The sequence below is a fragment of the Kitasatospora albolonga genome, from assembly GCF_039535905.1.
GTDB classification, from domain to species: domain Bacteria; phylum Actinomycetota; class Actinomycetes; order Streptomycetales; family Streptomycetaceae; genus Kitasatospora; species Kitasatospora albolonga.
In genome coordinates this window covers 1-17,419 of sequence record NZ_BAAAYB010000161.1, presented here as the reverse complement: position 1 = coordinate 17,419, position 17,419 = coordinate 1, and the positions used below count along the sequence as shown (strand labels likewise).

Sequence of the window (17,419 nt, the reverse complement as noted above, 5' to 3'; positions counted from 1 at the left end):
TGTGCAGACCACCTCCGACCTGCGGGAAGGCCCCGTCGAACACGGGTCGCAGCATGCCGGAGGGGTCCTTGTCAAGCCCCGAGACCCGCCCTGACCTGCGAAAACGCCCTTCGGGTGGACGGCGAACCGTGTTATTCTGGTAAGCCACGGAAGGGGTCCTGTCACATGACGTTCAAGGTTGGCGACACGGTGGTCTACCCCCATCACGGGGCCGCGCTCATCGAGGCCATCGAGATTCGCCAGATCAAAGGTGTGGACAAGACCTACCTGGTGCTGAAGGTGCAGCAGGGAGACTTGACGCTGCGCGTCCCCGCGGAGAACGCGGAGTTCGTCGGCGTGCGTGACGTCGTCGGCCAGGAGGGTCTGGACCGGGTGTTCGAGGTGCTCCGCGCCCCGTACACGGAGGAGCCCACCAACTGGTCCCGCCGGTACAAGGCGAACCTCGAGAAGCTCGCCTCCGGCGATGTGATCAAGGTTGCCGAGGTCGTCCGCGACCTGTGGCGTCGCGAGCGCGAGCGCGGTCTGTCGGCCGGCGAGAAGCGGATGCTCGCCAAGGCGCGCCAGATCCTGGTCAGCGAGCTCGCTCTCGCGGAGAACACCAACGAGGACAAGGCGGAGACGCTGCTCGACGAGGTCTTGGCCTCGTAAGCGGTCCACCGCAGTTCGAAGCGCCCGATGTCGGTGCACTCACCGCGGTCACGTAACGTGGCCCCGGTGCGGCCCGGCAGCCCGGGCGCTTCGGCGTACCCGGGGACGAGCCGCCCCGGTCACTCGGTGTGAGGCCTGGCGGGGGCGGGCCGGCTTCGGAAGGGGACCGGCGCGCCTCGTTCGGCTTCGCCAGGGCCATACCCACCGGGCCGCGGGCGTAAAACATGAATGCAGTACGGCATGGATGCAGCACAGCGCCGAAGGAGCGAACCCTGAACGGTACGGCAGCAGTCGCAGCGGCCGTGGTCCCCGCCGCAGGGCGGGGCGAGCGGCTGGGGCCCGGTGCCCCGAAGGCCCTGCGGGAACTCGGAGGGGTGCCCCTGCTGGTGCACGCCGTCCGGGCGCTGGCCCGGAGCCGGGCGGTCGGGCTGGTGGTGGTGGCCGCGCCGCCGGACGGCGTGGCCGAGGTGGTCGGACTGCTGGACAGCCACGGGCTGGACGGCAAGGACGTCCGGGTGGTGGCCGGCGGGGCGACCAGGCAGGAGTCGGTCCGGCTCGGTCTGGCCGCGATCCCGGCCGACGTGCCGGTGGTGCTGGTGCACGACGCGGCCCGGCCGCTGGTGCCGGTCGAGGTGGTGGACGCGGTGGCGGCCGCCGTGAAGGGCGGTGCCGGGGCGGTGGTGCCGGCGGTGCCGCTGGCGGACACCGTCAAGCGGGTCGAGCCGCAGCCGGGCGGGCGGCCCGAGCCGGTGCTGGAGACCCCGGACCGGTCCTCGCTGCGCGCGGTGCAGACGCCGCAGGGCTTCCGCCGGGAGCTGCTGGCCGAGGTGCACGAGCGGGCGCTGGTCGAGCCGGGGCTCACCGTCACCGACGACGCCGGGATGGTCGAGCACTTCGGCGGCACCGTGGTGGTCGTCCCGGGCCACGAAGAGGCCTTCAAGGTCACCCGTCCGCTGGACCTCGTGCTCGCCGAGGCCGTGCTCGCCCGCAGGAGGGCCTCCGATGGCTTCTGACACCCCCGTGATCCCGCTGGTCGGGATCGGCACCGACGTGCACGCCTTCGAGGCCGGGCGCCCGCTCCGGGTGGCCGGCCTGGAGTGGCCGGGCGCCGGGGACGGGCTGGCCGGTCACTCGGACGCGGACGTGGCCGCGCACGCCGCCTGCGACGCGCTGTTCTCGGCCGCCGGGGTCGGTGACCTGGGCGCGCACTTCGGCACCGACCGCCCCGAGTGGTCCGGCGCCTCGGGCGTCGCGCTGCTGACCGAGGCGGCCCGGATCGTCCGGGCCGAGGGCTTCGAGATCGGGAACGTGGCGATCCAGGTGATCGGCGTCCGCCCGAAGATCGGCAAGCGGCGCGCGGAGGCCCAGGCGGCGCTCTCGGCGGCCGTGGGCGCCCCCGTCTCGGTCTCCGGCACCACCACCGACGGGCTGGGGCTCACCGGCCGGGCCGAGGGCCTGGCTGCGATCGCCACCGCCCTGGTGTACCGGGCGGGTTGACGCCGTTGGTCCGTTCGGATGGCTGACGGGTGTTCAACTCCCGTGTGCCGCCCGCCGGTCAGTACCGTTCCCCGGGGACGCCGAGGGAAAGGGACCACGATGGCGGTAGAGCTCTCCGAGCGGGCCAGGGCGCTGTTCGACGGGAAGACCTTCGCGGTGGTGAGCACCGTGCAGCCGGACGGCAGCCCCCAGTCCTCGGTGGTGTGGGTCAGGCGGGACGGGGACGAGGTGCTGTTCTCCACCGTCGAGGGGCGCCGCAAGCACCTCAACATGCTCCGCGACCCGCGGATCACCCTGCTGGTCAACCCGCCGGACCACCCGTACACCTACCTGGAGCTGCGGGGCGAGGTGGTGATGGTCCGTGAGGGCGGGCGGGAGCTGATCGACGAGCTGTCGCGCAAGTACCGGGGCGAGGACTACGGCTACGACGGGCCGGACGACGTCCGGGTGGTGTGCCGCCTGGCGGCCCGCAAGGCGGTCGGGAACCTCTGAACCGGCCCGATCCGACGGGGCCATGACGGAAAGGTGGCGGGGCACCCCCCGGTGCCCACTACGCTTGACGCTGTGAGCCTTCGCCTGTACGACACCAGCACCCGCCAGGTACGCGACTTCGTCCCGCTTGTACCGGGCTGTGTCTCGATGTACCTGTGTGGCGCGACCGTCCAGGCGCCCCCGCACATCGGGCACATCCGGTCCGGCCTGAACTTCGACGTGATGCGCCGTTGGTTCGGCTACCGCGGCTACCAGGTCACCTTCGTCCGGAACGTCACCGACATCGACGACAAGGTGATCGCCAAGGGGCACGCCCTCGGCGTCCCGTGGTGGCAGGTCGCCTCCGTCAACGAGCGCGCGTTCAGCGAGGGTTACACCGCCCTCGGCTGCCTGCCGCCCTCGATCGAGCCGCGGGCCACCGGGCACGTGCCCGAGATGATCGAGATGATGCAGGGCCTGATCGAGCGCGGCCACGCCTACGAGGCGGACGGCAACGTCTACTTCGCCGTGACCACCTACCCGGACTACCTGGAGCTCTCCAACCAGGAGTTGGACAACCTGCTGCAGCCCGAGTCGGCGGGCGAGACCGGCAAGCGCGACCCGCGCGACTTCGCGATGTGGAAGCGGGCCAAGGAGGGCGAGCCCAGCTGGGACACCCCCTGGGGCCGCGGCCGCCCGGGCTGGCACCTGGAGTGCTCGGCCATGGCGCACAAGTACCTGGGCACCGCCTTCGACATCCACGGCGGCGGGCTGGACCTGATCTTCCCTCACCACGAGAACGAGATCGCCCAGTCCAAGGCCTTCGGCGACGGGTTCGCCAACTTCTGGGTGCACAACGCATGGGTCACCATGAGCGGCGAGAAGATGTCCAAGTCGCTCGGGAACTCGGTGCTGGTCTCCGAGATGGTCCGGGCCTGGCGTCCGATCGTGCTCCGCTACTACCTGGCCGCCCCGCACTACCGGTCGATGATCGAGTACAGCGAGGAGGCCCTGCGCGAGGCGGAGACCGCCTTCGCCCGGATCGAGAACTTCATCGAGCGCGCGGTGGAGACCTGCGGCCCGGTGGACGCGGCGCCCGAGGTGCCGCTGGCCTTCGCCGAGGCGATGGACGACGACCTGGGCGTCCCGCAGGCGCTGGCCGTGGTGCACACCGCCGTCCGTCAGGGCAACAGCGCCCTCGCCGCGGACGACAAGGAGAACGCGGTGGCGCGGCTCGCCGAGGTCCGTGCGATGCTCGGTGTGCTGGGTCTCGACCCGTTGGACGAGATGTGGGCCGGAGCCGAGCGCGGCGACGACCTCCGCCCGGTGGTCGACTCGCTGGTCCGCCTGGTGCTGGACCAGCGCCAGGCCGCCCGGGCCCGCAAGGACTTCGCGACCGCGGACGCGATCCGCGACCAGCTGGCGCAGGCCGGACTGTCCGTCGAGGACGGCCCGACCGGCTCGCGCTGGACGCTCAACAACCAGTAGCCCCGGTTCGGGGCGCGGGTGGGCCGTACCTTCACCGGTGCGGCCCACCCGCACGACGCAGAGCCCGCCGCCGACGGTCGTCGCCGGGGCGGGCGAGACAGACAAGGGAAGTACAGCCATGGCCGGCAACAGCCAGCGCAGGAACCGACGCAACCCCGGATCGAAGAAGGGCGCGTCCGTCGGTACCGGCGGCCACAGCCGGAAGGCGCTCCAGGGCAAGGGCCCGACCCCGCCCGCCTCGGCGCGCAAGGGCCACGTCAAGCAGCGGCAGGCCAACGCCGCCACCAAGCGCGAGATGGACGCCAAGTCGCGGGCCGGCATGCGCCGCTCCGGCGGCGGTGGCCGCGGCGGCCGCGGTGGCGCCGGCTCGGCCGAGCTGGTGTTCGGCCGGAACTCGGTGGTCGAGGCGCTGCAGGGCGGCGTGCCGGCCAACGCGCTGTACGTGCAGCAGTTCATCGACATGGACGACCGGGTGCGCGAGGCCGTCCAGGCCGCCAACGAGCGGGGTGTCCCGCTGATGGAGGCGCCGCGCCCGCAGCTGGACCAGATGACCGGCGGGATGAACCACCAGGGCCTGGTGCTCCAGGTCCCGCCGTACGAGTACGCGCACCCGGACGACCTGCTGGCCGACGCCGCCGAGAACGGCGAGGACGCGCTGGTGATCGCCCTGGACGGCGTGACCGACTCGCGCAACCTCGGCGCCGTGGTCCGCTCCGCCGCCGCCTTCGGGGCGCACGGCGTGGTGATCCCCGAGCGGCGCGCCGCCGGGATGACCGCCGGTGCCTGGAAGACCTCCTCGGGCGCCGCCGCGCGCCTGCCCGTCGCGCGCGCCACCAACCTGACCCGCGCGCTGGAGGCGTACCAGAAGGCCGGTCTGATGGTGGTCGGCCTGGCGGCCGACGGCGAGGCCGAGGTGGCCGACCTGGAGGCGCTCACCGGCCCGGTCGTGATCGTCGCGGGCAGCGAGGGCAAGGGCCTGTCGCGCCTGGTCTCGGAGACCTGCGACATCCGGGTCCGGATCCCGATGTCCGGTCTGACCGAGTCGCTGAACGCCGGTGTCGCGGCGGGCATCGTGCTCTACGAGGCCGCCCGGATGCGCGCCAAGCAGTAGCCCTGAGGGGTAGTCGTACGTTTGGAACGGGAAACCGATCGGGCCTGACCAGGCCCGATCGGTTTACTCATGATCACTTCAATCGCCGTCAGGAATCCACCCGGGAGAGTGTCCTAACCGGCCGTCACCCGGTTAGACGGGTGTGGACACCAGAACACCTCGGCGCACTGCCCCGGGCGGCATGGCGGGAATAGATGCCGGCCCCGGCCTCAACACGGTCAAGGTGCCGTCGGACCCGGCCAGGCTCAGCAGTACCCAGGCCAGCTTCCGGGTCAGGCTCGCCGCCCCGGTGGCCCCGCTGATCGACGGCCCGCCCGGCGCCGCCTTCGGCGACCCGTACGGGACGTCCAACAACGGGCTGCCCCCGGGCTTCGCCCCCCGGCCGATGGTCACCCCGCAGGTCGTGGTGGCGGGCTCCCAGGTGCCGGCGCTGGCCGGCTCCGTCGCGGCCACCCGGCGCAAGGGCCGGGTCACCGCCGTCACCTGGACCGGCCAGGCGGCCCCCGGCGACCAGGCGGCCACCCAGCTGCTGGAGGCCGTCCGCCTCAACACCGTGCCGGCCCCGGCCCGCCCGGTCGGGGAGGACGACACCGAGCAGCTGGAGACCTACCGCGGCGCCCCGGCCCCGGCCCCGGTCGCCGCACCGGCGGCCGTCCGGCCCCGGCAGGACTGGGCCCCGGCGGGCGAGCTGCCCGAGGTCTCGGCGGTCGGCGCGGACTCCAAGCACGCCTGGTACCCCGGCCGGAAGGTCGACCTGGGGCTGGTGCTGCTGCCGCTGCGGATCGTGCTCGGCTCGCTCTCGGTCTACGCCGGCTTCAGCAAGCTCTGCGACCCGGTGTACTTCGACGGCGGTGACCGCGGCTCGATGATGCGCTGGCTCTCCTCCCTGCACCCGTGGGGAGTGGCCCAGCCGCTGCTGGACTTCGCCATGGCCCACCCGGTCGGGGCGGGCCTGGCGGTCGCGTTCACCCAGGTCGTGGTCGGCGTGCTCTCGCTGCTCGGCCTCTGGCAGCGGATCGCGGCCGGTGCCGCGATGCTGCTCTCCGCCGCGCTGCTGTTCACCGTCAGCTGGCGGGCGGTGCCGGTCTACGACACCCCGGACCTGATCTTCCTGGTGGCGTGGAGCCCGCTGCTGATCGCCGGCGCGCCGTTCGGCTCGCTGGACGGGCGGATCGCGCTGGACGCCTGGCGCCGCTACGGCGCCGCCGCCCCGGCCGCGCTCCGGCGCCGGATCTGGCGGCGCGGCGGCGTGGTGACGGCCGTGGTGGTCGGGCTGACCCTGCTGATCGGTTCCATGCTCGGCGCGGCCGTCCGCACCAGCGGACGGACCGGCCCGGTGCCGGCCAAGCCGCCGACGGACTTCGGTTCGCCGATGTGGCCGGGCAGCGGCGCCTCCAACGCCCCGATGCCGGTGGCCCCGCCGCCGTCCTCCAAGCCCACCCCGTCCCCGGCCGCCCCCTCGGCCAACAAGAGCGGCAGCCCCAAGGCCAAGCCCTCGGCCGGCAAGTCCGAGAGCCCCCACACGCCGCCCCCCGCACCCTCGCCGACCAAGGCCGGCACCGGCGGCGGCACTCCGGCCGGCACCACCCGGGGTGCCACCGGTGGCTCCTCCACCGCCCCGAAGCCCTCCTCCACGGGCGGCGGCGGCATCCTCGGCGGTGTCCTCGGCGCCCCCCTCCTCGGCATGGGCCCCGGCCCGGCCGGGCAGCGAGTGGATGCCTGACGACTGACGAGGAGTGCAGCCAGGGGCGCGAGGAACTGCGCGACCAACCCACCACAGCCGGTGAGTTCGGGTCAGCGCAGCACCTCGCGCCCCGCTTCCGTTCCCTGACGCAGCCTCAGTTGGACGCTGCGGCAAGCTCCTTGGCGGCCTCCGTCAGGTCCTTCGCGGTGTCGATCGCCCGCCAGTAGCACCCCTGCGGCAGCTGGTACCCCGCCAGCCGCTTGCCGCGCGCCAACTGCGGGAACGTGGTGCGCTCGTGGTCGCCGACGTCCGGCAGCAGGTCCTGGAAGCCGGGCGCGAAGACGTACAGGCCGGCGTTGATGAGGAAGGGCGAGGGCGGCGCCTCGATGAAGTCCAGCACGTTGCCGAACTGGTCGGTCTCCACCGCGCCCCAGGGGATCCGCGGCCGGGCCAGCGCGAGCGTCGCGACGGCGTCCCGCTCGTGGTGGAAGGCGGCCATCTCGCGCAGGCTGAACCTGGTCCAGATGTCGCCGTTGGTGGCGTACCAGGGCTCGTCCGGCCGGGGCAGGGCCTTCGCGGCGTACTTGAGGCCGCCGCCGCGGCCGAGCGGCTCGCTCTCCACCACCGTGCTGACGCTGACCGGGAGTTCGGTCCGGTCGAGCCAGTCCTGGAGGACCTCGGCCAGGTGGCCGCAGGAGATCACCACGTCGGTGACCCCCTCGGCGGCGAGCCAGGCCAGCTGGTGGCCGACGATGGGGGTGCCCGTGCCCGGGATCTCGACCAGCGGCTTCGGCCGGTCGTCGGTGTAGGGGCGCAGCCGGGAGCCCTGGCCGCCCGCCAGGATGACGGCCTGCGTCACGAGCGGGGAGTGCGGGGCGGGAGAGGTGGAATCAGCGGTCATGCCTGAACGATAGGCCCAGGCACGGCCGATGACGCCCTCCTGGCCGCGCGCGGCAGCTCACGCGGCATGCGTACGCGGCGGCCGGTGCCGCGGCCCGTGCCGCGGCACCGAGGGCCCCGGGGGTGTCAGCCCACCACGCCGGTGGCGAAGGAGCCGTCGCAGACCGGCCGGGCGAAGGTGCGGGCCCGCTGCACGTCGCCCTGGTACTTGCGCACGGCGGCCCGGCCGAGGTCGGCGGCCAGCTCGGTGCAGTACGGGGTGAGTGCGGGCTTCTCCCGCATGGAGCGCTCCAGCAGGTCGAGCGCGGTGCCCGGGTTGTGGTTGCGCAGCTCCGTCATCAGGTCGGTGCGGAGGGCTTCCTTGGGGGACATCCCGTCGGTGTTCGCGGCGGTCGCGCTGCGCCCGATGGTGCCGTCGCCGCTGGAGGCCGCGACCACCTGCTGGTCGAGGCCGGTGGGCGGTGCCCACGGGACGCGGGTGACGGCGAGCGTGCCGGTGGTCACCAGGATCACGGGCAGGGTCAGGGCAACGGTCTGGCCGATGCGGCGCACGAGTTGCTTCACGCACGAGAGCGTAGCGGCGTGTCGGGCTCCGGTGGCTCTCCGTTACCCCAATGAGTGACGCGTGTCCGGTTTCGTCCCCCGCCCGGGTTGACGCCGAAGGCCCCCGTCCGGTCGGACGGGGGCCTTCGTATGACGATCCGTCAGGATCAGGCGCTCAGGCGGGCACCGGTGGTGGTGTTGAAGACGTGGGTCTCGCCGCCGGTCGGGACGACGTGGACGGTCTCGCCCTTCTGCGGGATCTGACGGCCGTGCACGCGCACGACGATGTCCTTGTCCTCGCCACCGATCTTGGTGGTGCCGTAGACGAAGCCGTCCGCGCCGAGCTCCTCGACCACGTTGACGGTGACCGCGACGCCCTCGATGCCGCCCGCCGGGACGATCTCGAAGTGCTCCGGGCGGATGCCGACGGTGACACTCTTGTCGGTGCCGGCGCCGGCCAGGTCCTCGCGGGAGATGTTGACGATCGAGCCGCCGAACTTCACGCCGCCGTCGACCAGCGGGACGTCGATCAGGTTCATCGCGGGCGAGCCGATGAAGCCGGCCACGAAGAGGTTCGCCGGGCGGTCGTACATGTTGCGCGGGCTGTCGACCTGCTGGAGCAGACCGTCCTTGAGCACCGCGACGCGGTCGCCCATGGTCATGGCCTCGACCTGGTCGTGCGTCACGTAGACGGTGGTGATGCCCAGGCGGCGCTGGAGCGAGGCGATCTGGGTGCGGGTCGAGACGCGGAGCTTGGCGTCGAGGTTCGACAGCGGCTCGTCCATCAGGAAGACCTGCGGCTCGCGGACGATCGCGCGGCCCATCGCGACGCGCTGGCGCTGACCGCCGGAGAGCGCCTTCGGCTTGCGGTCCAGGTAGTCGGTCAGGTCGAGGATCTTCGCGGCCTCTTCGACCTTGGCGCGGATCTCGCTCTTGTTGACGCCGGCGATCTTGAGCGCGAAGCCCATGTTGTCCGCGACGGTCATGTGCGGGTAGAGCGCGTAGTTCTGGAACACCATCGCGATGTCCCGGTCCTTCGGCGGCAGGTGGGTGACGTCGCGGTCGCCGATGCGGATCGCACCGCCGTTGACGTCCTCCAGGCCGGCGAGCATCCGGAGGCTGGTGGACTTGCCACAGCCGGAGGGGCCGACCAGGACGAGGAACTCGCCGTCCTCGATGTGCAGGTCCAGACCGTCGACCGACGGCTTGGTGGCACCCGGGTAGACACGGGTGGCCTTGTCGTACGTGACCGAAGCCATGCTTCTGCGCTCCTTCACCGGCAGGAACGTGCCGGACGATCCGAGTAAAGGGGTGGAGTTGTCGTCCGCCGTCCCTCGGTCAGGTGGTCTGGACCACCCGCCCCCGGACGACTTCCTGGCGACGCTACCTGCCCGATCGTCCGATTGTCAGCCCCTTCCGGCCCCCGAATCCGGCATCAATCCGATCACAGTCCCCACACCCGACCGGTACACTGCCCACTGGTGCCGCCGTGGCCTCGCCGCGGACGGTCACCGTGCCTCCTTAGCTCAGCTGGCCAGAGCACCGCTCTTGTAAAGCGGGGGTCGTCGGTTCGAACCCGACAGGGGGCTCAGCGATCCCGGTGGGGCGCAGTGGCAGTCGGCCGCTGCGCCCCACCGTCGTTCCCGGGGGCACTCCCAGGGGTCTGGCAGCCGTCCCATGGCAGATGGCGGGCCCCTCGGCGGACGCGTCGGTGTGCGAGGGCGGGTGCAGGTGGCCCTCGAAGGAGACCGGCGTGACGCCGGAGGCTTCCCGGCCCGTGACCAGCCGGATGAGCAACTCGACGACGTGGGTGTCTGGTTGGTCGCATCCGCAGGACGTGCCCGCCCAGTCGTGCTGGTCCGCTGTGAAGGCCGTCGTCGGCGGCCCGAAATCTCGGGGCGGGAGATGACCTACGCAACTCTGTCGTGTTTTTGCGAAACTCTGTCGACATCTTGTGGTCATCTGTCGGGCGGTGGTTACATGTGCGTGCCGCCGGTGAGTGCCGCGGCACCCCACCCACCCGTGCCCGCAGAAGGGTTCCTCCGTCATGAGCAGAGCTGGGATCGTCCACAGATCCGTCGTCGTCGCGTTGGCCGCAGGGATGGCCATGTCGCTTGCCGCGTGCGGGAGTTCAGGGGGAGGGAGCGAGGACAGCAAGGCGAGTGGGGGCGCCACGCTGGATGCGTCGGCGAAGGTGACGATCAGCGTGGACTGCCAGCCGCCGGTGACCAAGGCGGCGGAGCGCAAGCAGTGGGACGAGGACGTCGCGGCGTTCGGGAAGCTGTACCCGAACGTGACGATCAAGAGCAAGGACGCCTCGCCCTGCGAGGAGCCGGCGCCGTTCACGGCCCAGCTGAAGGGCAAGACGCAGACCGACGTCTTCTACACCTACTTCACCGACCTGCAGCAGGTGCTGGACGAGGGTGCGGCGGAGGACATCTCCGCGTACGTCAACGAGCAGACCGTCCCGGCGCTCAAGGACATCGACCCCTCGGTGCTGGCCACCCTGAAGGACGGCGGCAAGCTCTACGGCCTGCCGACCTCCAACTACAAGATGGGCCTGCTGTACAACCGGAAGCTGTTCAAGCAGGCTGGTCTGGACCCGGAGAAGCCCCCGACCACCTGGGCGGAGGTCCGGGAGGCGGCGAAGAAGATCGCCGCGCTGGGCAACGGGGTGAACGGGTACGGCGAGTACAGCGCGACCAACCAGGGCGGCTGGCACTACACCGCCGAGCTGTACGGCCTCGGCGGCTCGATGGTGAGCGAGGACGGCAAGAAGGCCGCCTTCAACACCCCCGAGGGCAAGCAGGTCCTGCAGAACCTGTACGACATGCGCTGGACCGACAACAGCATGGGTGCCGCGCAGAGCCTCAAGTGGCCCGACCTGATGACCCAGATGTCGACCGACAAGCTCGGCATGTACATCGGCGCGCCGGACGACATCACCTACATGGTGCAGACGCTCAAGGGCAACTACGACGACTACGGCATGGGCCCGATGATCGGCGGCAAGGCCGCGCTGCTCGGCGGCAACGACTACATGTTCAAGAAGGGCTCCACCCCGGAGCAGATCAAGGCCGGCATCGCCTGGATCAACTTCAAGTACCTGACCCTCGGCAAGGGTCAGTTCGACTACGCCCGGACCAAGGCCGACGGCCTGCCGGTCGGCCTGCCGCAGCCGTTCTTCTTCACCGGTGCGTCGCTGGAGGGCGACAACAAGGCCAAGGCCGCCAGCGCCACCGTGCCGGTCGCCAACTACGCGCCGTACCTGGCCGTCCAGGTGCCCGGCAAGACCGAGCCGGCCAACGCCCAGCAGATCTACAAGGTGCTGGACAACCCGGTCTCCGCCGTCCTGACCGACAAGAACGCCGACGTCGCCAAGCTGCTGGGCGAGGCCGAGGCGCAGGTCAACCAGGTCCTGGCGAGCCTGCAGTGACGCTACGTCGGGTCCGGGAGCAGCTGACGGCGCACGGCTTCCTGATCGGTGCGCTGCTCTGCTTCGGCTTCTTCACCTGGTACCCGATGGTGCGGGAAGTCGTGATGAGCTTCCAGCGCACCAAGCGGGGGCGGACCACCTGGGTCGGGTGGGCCAACGTCGAACAGCTGCTCCAGGACCCGGCGTTCTGGCAAGCCTGGGGCAACACCCTGCTCTTCACCCTGCTGGCCCTGGTACTGGGCTTCGCGATGCCGTTCTTCGTGGCCGTGCTGCTCAACGAACTGCGGCACGCCAAGGCGTACTTGAGGATCCTGGTGTACCTGCCGGTGATGATGCCGCCGGTCGCCTCGGTGCTGCTCTTCAAGTACTTCTACGATCCGGACTTCGGGCTCTTCAACAGCATCCTGCGGGCCCTGCACCTGCCCACCTCGGCCTGGCTCAACTCGCCGGACACCGCGATGGTCTCGGTGGTGATCGCGGCCACCTGGATGAACATGGGCGGCGCCACGCTGATCTACCTGGCGGCCCTCCAGGGCATCCCCGGGGAGCTGTACGAGGCGGCCGAGCTGGACGGGGCCGGCATCTGGCGGCGGATCTGGCACGTGACGATCCCGCAGACCCGGCTGATCCTCTCGCTCCTGCTGCTGCTCCAGATCGTGGCCACCATGCAGGTGTTCGTGGAGCCCTTCCTGCTGACCGGGGGCAACGGACCGCAGGGCTCCACCACCACCGTGGCCTTCCTGGTCTACCAGTACGCCTTCAACTTCAACAACTACGGTGCCGCCTCCGCACTCGGGCTGATCATGCTGCTGGTGCTGGCGGGCTTCTCCGTGCTCTACGCGCGGCTGTCCCGCAAGGCGGCCGACTAGAAAGGACGCCCGGTGGCAGAGCCGCAGACCCGGACGCTGATCTCCCAGACCCAACTCGACCGTCCGCTCGGCAGGTGGCTCTACCGGGTGGTCCTGGCCGTCACCGTCATCGGCTTCACGCTGGTCTTCCTGGGCCCGCTGTACTGGCTGGTGACCGGCGGTCTGAAGTCCACTGCCGAAGTGGTGCAGAACCCGCCGACGCTCTTCCCGAGCGAGCTGCATCCGGAGACGTACGCCACGGCCTGGAGCCAGCTGAGGCTCGGCAGGCTGCTGTTCAACACGCTGTACTACGCGCTGGGGGCGCTCGCCTTCCAGCTGGTGTTCGACGTGGCGGCGGCGTACGCGCTCTCCAAGCTCCGGCCGGTGCTGGGGAACGTGATCCTCGGCATGATGCTGGCCACCCTGATGATCCCGGCGGCGGTCCTCATCGTGCCGCAGTACCTGACGGTGCTTGACCTGCCGGTGCTCCACCTCAACCTGGTGAACACCCCGTGGGCGATCTGGCTGCCCACGGTGGCCAACGCCTTCAACATCTTCCTGCTGAAGCGCTTCTTCGACTCCATCCCGGCCGACCTGCTCGCGGCCGCCGCGATCGACGGGGCCGGCCCGATGCGGACCCTGGCCTCGATCGTGCTGCCGATGTCGCGGCCGATCCTCGGAGTGGTCTCCATCTTCGCCGTGGTGAACGTCTGGAAGGACTTCCTCTGGCCGATGCTGGTCCAGCCGGACCCGGCCAACCAGACGCTGAACATCGGCATCAAGTCCCTGGCCATGGGCGTGCCGCAGAACGTCATCATCGCCGCGCTGGCGATCGCCTCGCTGCCGACCATCGCCTTCTTCCTGCTCTTCCAACGCAACATCATGTCCGGGCTCACCTCGGGTGGGCTCAAAGGCTGAGGCCGGGGCCCGGGCGCCGATCCGAAAGGACCTCGATCGTGGGACAGCAATCCCCGCCCGACCGCTCCGACTGGTGGCGCGACGCGGCCATCTACCAGGTGTACCCGCGAAGCTTCGCCGACGGGAACGGCGACGGCACGGGAGACCTGGCCGGAGTCCGCGCCCGGCTGCCCTACCTGGCCGAACTCGGCGTGGACGCCGTCTGGTTCAACCCCTGGTACCCCTCGCCGATGGCGGACGGCGGCTACGACGTGGCCGACTACCGGGGCGTGGAGCCGCTGTTCGGCACCCTGGAGGAGGCCGAGCTGCTGATCACCGAGGCGCTGGAGCTCGGCATCAGGACGGTGGTGGACGTGGTGCCCAACCACGTCTCCGACCAACACCCCTGGTTCAAGGCCGCGTTGGCGGCGGGGCCGGGCAGCCCGGAGCGGGAGCTGTTCCACTTCAAGCAGGGCCGGGGTGAGCACGGGGAGATCCCGCCGAACGACTGGGTCTCCGAGTTCGGCGGCTGCCCGTGGACCAGGATCGAGGACGGCAGCTGGTACCTGCACCTGTTCGCCACCCAGCAGCCGGACCTCAACTGGGCTCATCCGCTGGTGCGTTCCGAGCACGAGGAGATCCTCCGGTTCTGGTTCGACCGCGGCGCGGCGGGCGTGCGGATCGACTCCGCCGCGCTGCTCGCCAAGGACCCGGAGCTGCCCGACTTCGTGAAGGGCACCGACCCGCACCCCTACACCGACCGGGAGGAGCTGCACGCGATCTACCGCTCCTGGCGGGCGATCGCCGACGAGTACCCCGGCACCCGGATCCTGGTCGGCGAGGTCTGGCTGCCGGACGCCGAACGGTTCGCCCGCTACCTGCGCCCGGACGAACTGCACACGGCCTTCAACTTCGACTTCCTGGCCCGCCCCTGGGACGCCGCCGCGCTGCGCGAGTCGATCGACTCCACCCTGGCCCTGCACGCGCCCGTCGGCGCGCCGGCCACCTGGGTGCTCTGCAACCACGACGTCACCCGCACCGTCACCCGCTACGGCCGCCGGGACACCCGCTTCGACTTCGCCGCCAAGCGCTGGGGCACCCCGACCGACCCGGCGCTCGGCCTGCGCCGGGCCCGGGCCGCCGCGCTGCTCTCGCTGGCCCTGCCCGGTGCGGTCTACCTGTACCAGGGCGAGGAGCTGGGCCTGCCCGAGGTGGAGAACCTGCCGCTGGACCGGCTCCAGGACCCGATGCACTTCCGCTCCGGCGGCACCGACCCCGGCCGCGACGGCTGCCGGGTGCCGCTCCCCTGGTCGGGCGACCGACCCCCGTACGGGTTCAGCCAGGATTCGACGGCCGAGCCCTGGCTCCCGCAGCCGGCCGACTGGGCCCCGCTCACCGTGGCGGCCCAGTCGGCCGACCCTGAGTCGATGCTGTCCCTCTACCGCTCCGCGCTGGAGCTGCGCCGCACCGAAGCCGCCCTGCACGGCGACAAGTTCGAGTGGCTGCCCTCGGCCGGCGAGGTGCTCGCCTTCCGCCGGGGCGACCTGCTCTGCCTGGTCAACTTCGGGGCCGAGCCGGCCCCGCTCCCGGAGCACCGCACGCTGCTGCTGGCCAGCGGCCCGCTCAGCGGCCCGGCCCTGCTCCCCACCGACACCGCGGTCTGGCTGCGCGTCGCCTGATCCGCACGTGGCGCGGACACCCTCCGCCCGGCCCGCCATCGGGCCGGGTGCCGCTCCGCCCGCCGCCCCTCCCCGGAGGCCCGGATGGCCGTCTCGGCCCGGTCGCCACCGCACGCGCAAGGTTCCCTCAACTCCTCACCCCCACCCCGTCGTCAGAGACAGAGGACCCCCGTGAGAACCAGAGCACCGATCCCCCGGCTGGTGGCCACCGCGGCCACGCTCAGCCTGCTGGCGCTGGCCGGCCCGCTCCTCCCCGGTACCGCCGTAGCCGCCGGCGGCCCCAACCTGGCCGCCGGCAAGGCGGTCTCCGCCTCCAGCACCACCGGCGGCCAGTCCGCCACCAACATCAACGACGGCAACCAGGGCACCTACTGGGAGAGCGCCAACGGCGCACTGCCGCAGTGGGTGCAGGTCGACCTCGGCAGCTCCACCTCGATCGACGAGGTGGTGCTCAAGCTCCCCGCGGGCTGGGAGAGCCGCACCGAGACGCTGGCGGTGCAGGGCAGCGCCGACGGCACCTCCTTCACCACCCTGGCCAGCTCGGCCGGGTACTCCTTCGACCCGGGCGCGGGCAACACCGTCCGGATCACCTTCCCGGCCGCCACCACCCGGTACGTCCGGCTGGCGATCTCGGCCAACACCGGCTGGCCGGCCGCGCAGATCTCCGAGCTGGAGGTGCACGGCTCCTCGACCACCAGCCCCAACCTGGCGCTCGGCCGGGCCTTCAGCAGCAGCGGCGTCAGCCAGACCTACGTGGCGGCCAACGCGGGCGACGGCAACCAGGCCAGCTACTGGGAGAGCGCCAACAACGCGCTCCCGCAGTGGGTGCAGGTCGACCTCGGCGCGGCCGTCGCGGTCAACCGGGCCGTGCTCAAGCTCCCGGCCGGCTGGGAGCGCCGCACCCAGACGCTCTCGGTCCAGGGCAGCACCAACGGCACCACCTTCACCGACCTCTCCGCCTCGGCCGGCCGGGTCTTCGACCCCGCCACCGGCAACGCGGTGACGGTCGACCTCGGCACCACCACCGTCCGGTACCTGCGGGTCAACGTCACCGCCAACACCGCGTGGCCGGCCGCCCAGCTCTCCGAGCTGGAGGTCTACGGGCCGAACACCGGCGACACCCAGGCGCCGTCCGCGCCCGGTACCCTGTCGTACACCCAACCCGCCTCCGGGCAGGTCAAGTTGAGCTGGGGTGCGGCCTCCGACAACGTGGGTGTGACCGGCTACGACGTGTACGCCAACGGCGAGCTGCTCACCAGCGTCGCCGGGAGCGTGCTGAGCTACACCGACAGCCGCCCGGACTCCGAGACGGTCTCGTACAGCGTCAAGGCCAAGGACGCGGCGGGCAACCAGTCGGCCGCGAGCAACACCGTGACCCGCACCGGCCAGAGCGGCGACACCCAGGCGCCGTCCGCGCCCGGCACCCTGTCGTACACCCAACCGGCCTCCGGGCAGGTCAAGCTGGCCTGGGGTGCGGCCTCCGACAACGTGGGTGTGACGGGCTACGACGTGTACGCCAACGGTGCGCTCCGCGCCAGTGTCGCGGGCAACGTGCTGACCTACACCGACAGCCGGGCCGACTCCGAGACGGTCTCGTACTACGTCAAGGCCAAGGACGCGGCGGGCAACCAGTCGGCCGCGAGCAACACGGTGCTGCGCAGCGGCACCACCGGCGGCACCAACCTGGCGGCGGGCAAGCCGATCTCGGCCTCCTCGGTGATCCACACCTTCGTCGCGGCCAACGCCAACGACAACGACGTGACCACCTACTGGGAGGCCAACGGCCAGCCCGGCACCCTGGCGGTGCAGCTCGGCTCCAACGCCTCGGTCAGCGCCGTGGTGGTCAAGCTCAACCCGGCGGCGGCCTGGTCCTCCCGGACCCAGACCATCGAGGTGCTCGGCCGGGACCAGTCGGCGAGCGGCTTCAGCTCGCTGGTGGCGGCCAAGAGCTACGCCTTCGACCAGCCCTCGGGGAACACGGTGACCATCCCGGTCTCCGCCACGGCCGCCGAGGTGCAGCTGAAGTTCACCGCCAACTCCGGCTCCGGGGGCGGCCAGGTGGCCGAGTTCCAGGTGATCGGCACCCCCGCGCCCAACCCGGACCTGACCGTCACCGCCACCTCGGCCAGCCCGGCCAACCCGGTGGAGACCGACGCCGTCACGCTCTCCGCCACGGTGCAGAACGCCGGAAACCTGGCCGCCCCGGCCAGCTCGGTC

15 protein-coding genes and 1 tRNA gene are annotated in these 17,419 nt (G+C 71.5%); 13 read left to right on the top strand and 3 right to left on the bottom strand.

Going from position 1 to position 17,419, the window contains the following annotated elements:
- The first annotated feature begins 165 nt into the window (after positions 1-165).
- From ABD946_RS41670 to ABD946_RS41640, 7 genes are all read left to right on the top strand, one after another.
- Positions 166-648 carry a CarD family transcriptional regulator gene (locus tag ABD946_RS41670; protein ID WP_030244332.1) on the top strand — a complete coding sequence of 161 codons (483 nt, stop codon included), beginning with the start codon at positions 166-168 and terminating at the stop codon, positions 646-648.
- A gap of 224 nt (positions 649-872) precedes the next feature.
- A complete protein-coding gene (gene ispD / locus ABD946_RS41665) occupies positions 873-1,661 on the top strand; it encodes a 2-C-methyl-D-erythritol 4-phosphate cytidylyltransferase (RefSeq protein ID WP_380149559.1) in 789 nt (262 codons plus the stop codon).
- The gene (ispF, locus tag ABD946_RS41660) at positions 1,651-2,145 is read left to right on the top strand and encodes a 2-C-methyl-D-erythritol 2,4-cyclodiphosphate synthase (protein ID WP_345290933.1); all 495 of its coding nucleotides are present in this window, start codon (positions 1,651-1,653) and stop codon (positions 2,143-2,145) included. The genes ispD and ispF overlap by 11 nt, the downstream gene beginning before the upstream one ends.
- A 99-nt stretch (positions 2,146-2,244) precedes the next feature.
- The gene (locus ABD946_RS41655) at positions 2,245-2,637 is read left to right on the top strand and encodes a PPOX class F420-dependent oxidoreductase (RefSeq protein WP_345290932.1); all 393 of its coding nucleotides are present in this window, start codon (positions 2,245-2,247) and stop codon (positions 2,635-2,637) included.
- Between the two features lie 72 nt (positions 2,638-2,709).
- Positions 2,710-4,104: a cysteine--tRNA ligase gene (gene cysS / locus ABD946_RS41650; protein ID WP_345290931.1), complete on the top strand. Its 1,395-nt coding sequence runs from the start codon at positions 2,710-2,712 to the stop codon at positions 4,102-4,104.
- A 118-nt stretch (positions 4,105-4,222) separates the two neighbouring features.
- Entirely contained in the window at positions 4,223-5,215 is a 993-nt protein-coding gene (gene rlmB, locus ABD946_RS41645; protein ID WP_345290930.1) for a 23S rRNA (guanosine(2251)-2'-O)-methyltransferase RlmB, read from the top strand.
- A 181-nt stretch (positions 5,216-5,396) separates the two neighbouring features.
- The gene (locus ABD946_RS41640) at positions 5,397-6,938 is read left to right on the top strand and encodes a DoxX family protein (protein WP_345290929.1); all 1,542 of its coding nucleotides are present in this window, start codon (positions 5,397-5,399) and stop codon (positions 6,936-6,938) included.
- Between the two features lie 115 nt (positions 6,939-7,053).
- Here the strand turns inward: ABD946_RS41640 and ABD946_RS41635 are convergent, their stop codons facing one another.
- The 3 genes from ABD946_RS41635 to ABD946_RS41625 form a co-directional block, all read right to left on the bottom strand.
- Complete coding sequence (locus ABD946_RS41635) at positions 7,054-7,800, bottom strand: nucleotidyltransferase family protein (protein WP_345290928.1); 747 nt, start codon at positions 7,798-7,800, stop codon at positions 7,054-7,056.
- 125 nt (positions 7,801-7,925) lie between these two features.
- Complete coding sequence (locus ABD946_RS41630) at positions 7,926-8,363, bottom strand: hypothetical protein (RefSeq protein ID WP_345290927.1); 438 nt, start codon at positions 8,361-8,363, stop codon at positions 7,926-7,928.
- Positions 8,364-8,509: 146 nt separating this feature from the next.
- On the bottom strand, positions 8,510-9,601 hold the full coding sequence (locus tag ABD946_RS41625) for an ABC transporter ATP-binding protein (protein WP_345290926.1): 1,092 nt from the start codon (positions 9,599-9,601) through the stop codon (positions 8,510-8,512).
- Between the two features lie 256 nt (positions 9,602-9,857).
- Between ABD946_RS41625 and ABD946_RS41620 the strand changes: the two genes are divergently transcribed.
- The 6 genes from ABD946_RS41620 to ABD946_RS41595 all read left to right on the top strand — a co-directional run.
- Positions 9,858-9,931, top strand: a tRNA-Thr gene (locus tag ABD946_RS41620).
- A 458-nt stretch (positions 9,932-10,389) separates the two neighbouring features.
- Complete coding sequence (locus ABD946_RS41615; protein ID WP_345290925.1) at positions 10,390-11,778, top strand: ABC transporter substrate-binding protein; 1,389 nt, start codon at positions 10,390-10,392, stop codon at positions 11,776-11,778.
- Positions 11,775-12,647, top strand: a complete 873-nt coding sequence (locus tag ABD946_RS41610) for a carbohydrate ABC transporter permease (RefSeq protein ID WP_345290924.1) — start codon at positions 11,775-11,777, stop codon at positions 12,645-12,647. The genes ABD946_RS41615 and ABD946_RS41610 overlap by 4 nt, the downstream gene beginning before the upstream one ends.
- A gap of 12 nt (positions 12,648-12,659) precedes the next feature.
- Positions 12,660-13,544, top strand: a complete 885-nt coding sequence (locus ABD946_RS41605) for a carbohydrate ABC transporter permease (RefSeq protein ID WP_345290923.1) — start codon at positions 12,660-12,662, stop codon at positions 13,542-13,544.
- A gap of 38 nt (positions 13,545-13,582) precedes the next feature.
- Positions 13,583-15,202, top strand: coding sequence for a glycoside hydrolase family 13 protein (locus ABD946_RS41600; RefSeq protein WP_345290922.1), 1,620 nt, complete (start codon positions 13,583-13,585; stop codon positions 15,200-15,202).
- A gap of 171 nt (positions 15,203-15,373) precedes the next feature.
- On the top strand, positions 15,374-17,419 hold a 2,046-nt coding region (locus tag ABD946_RS41595; protein ID WP_345290921.1), incomplete at its 3' end, for a galactose-binding domain-containing protein.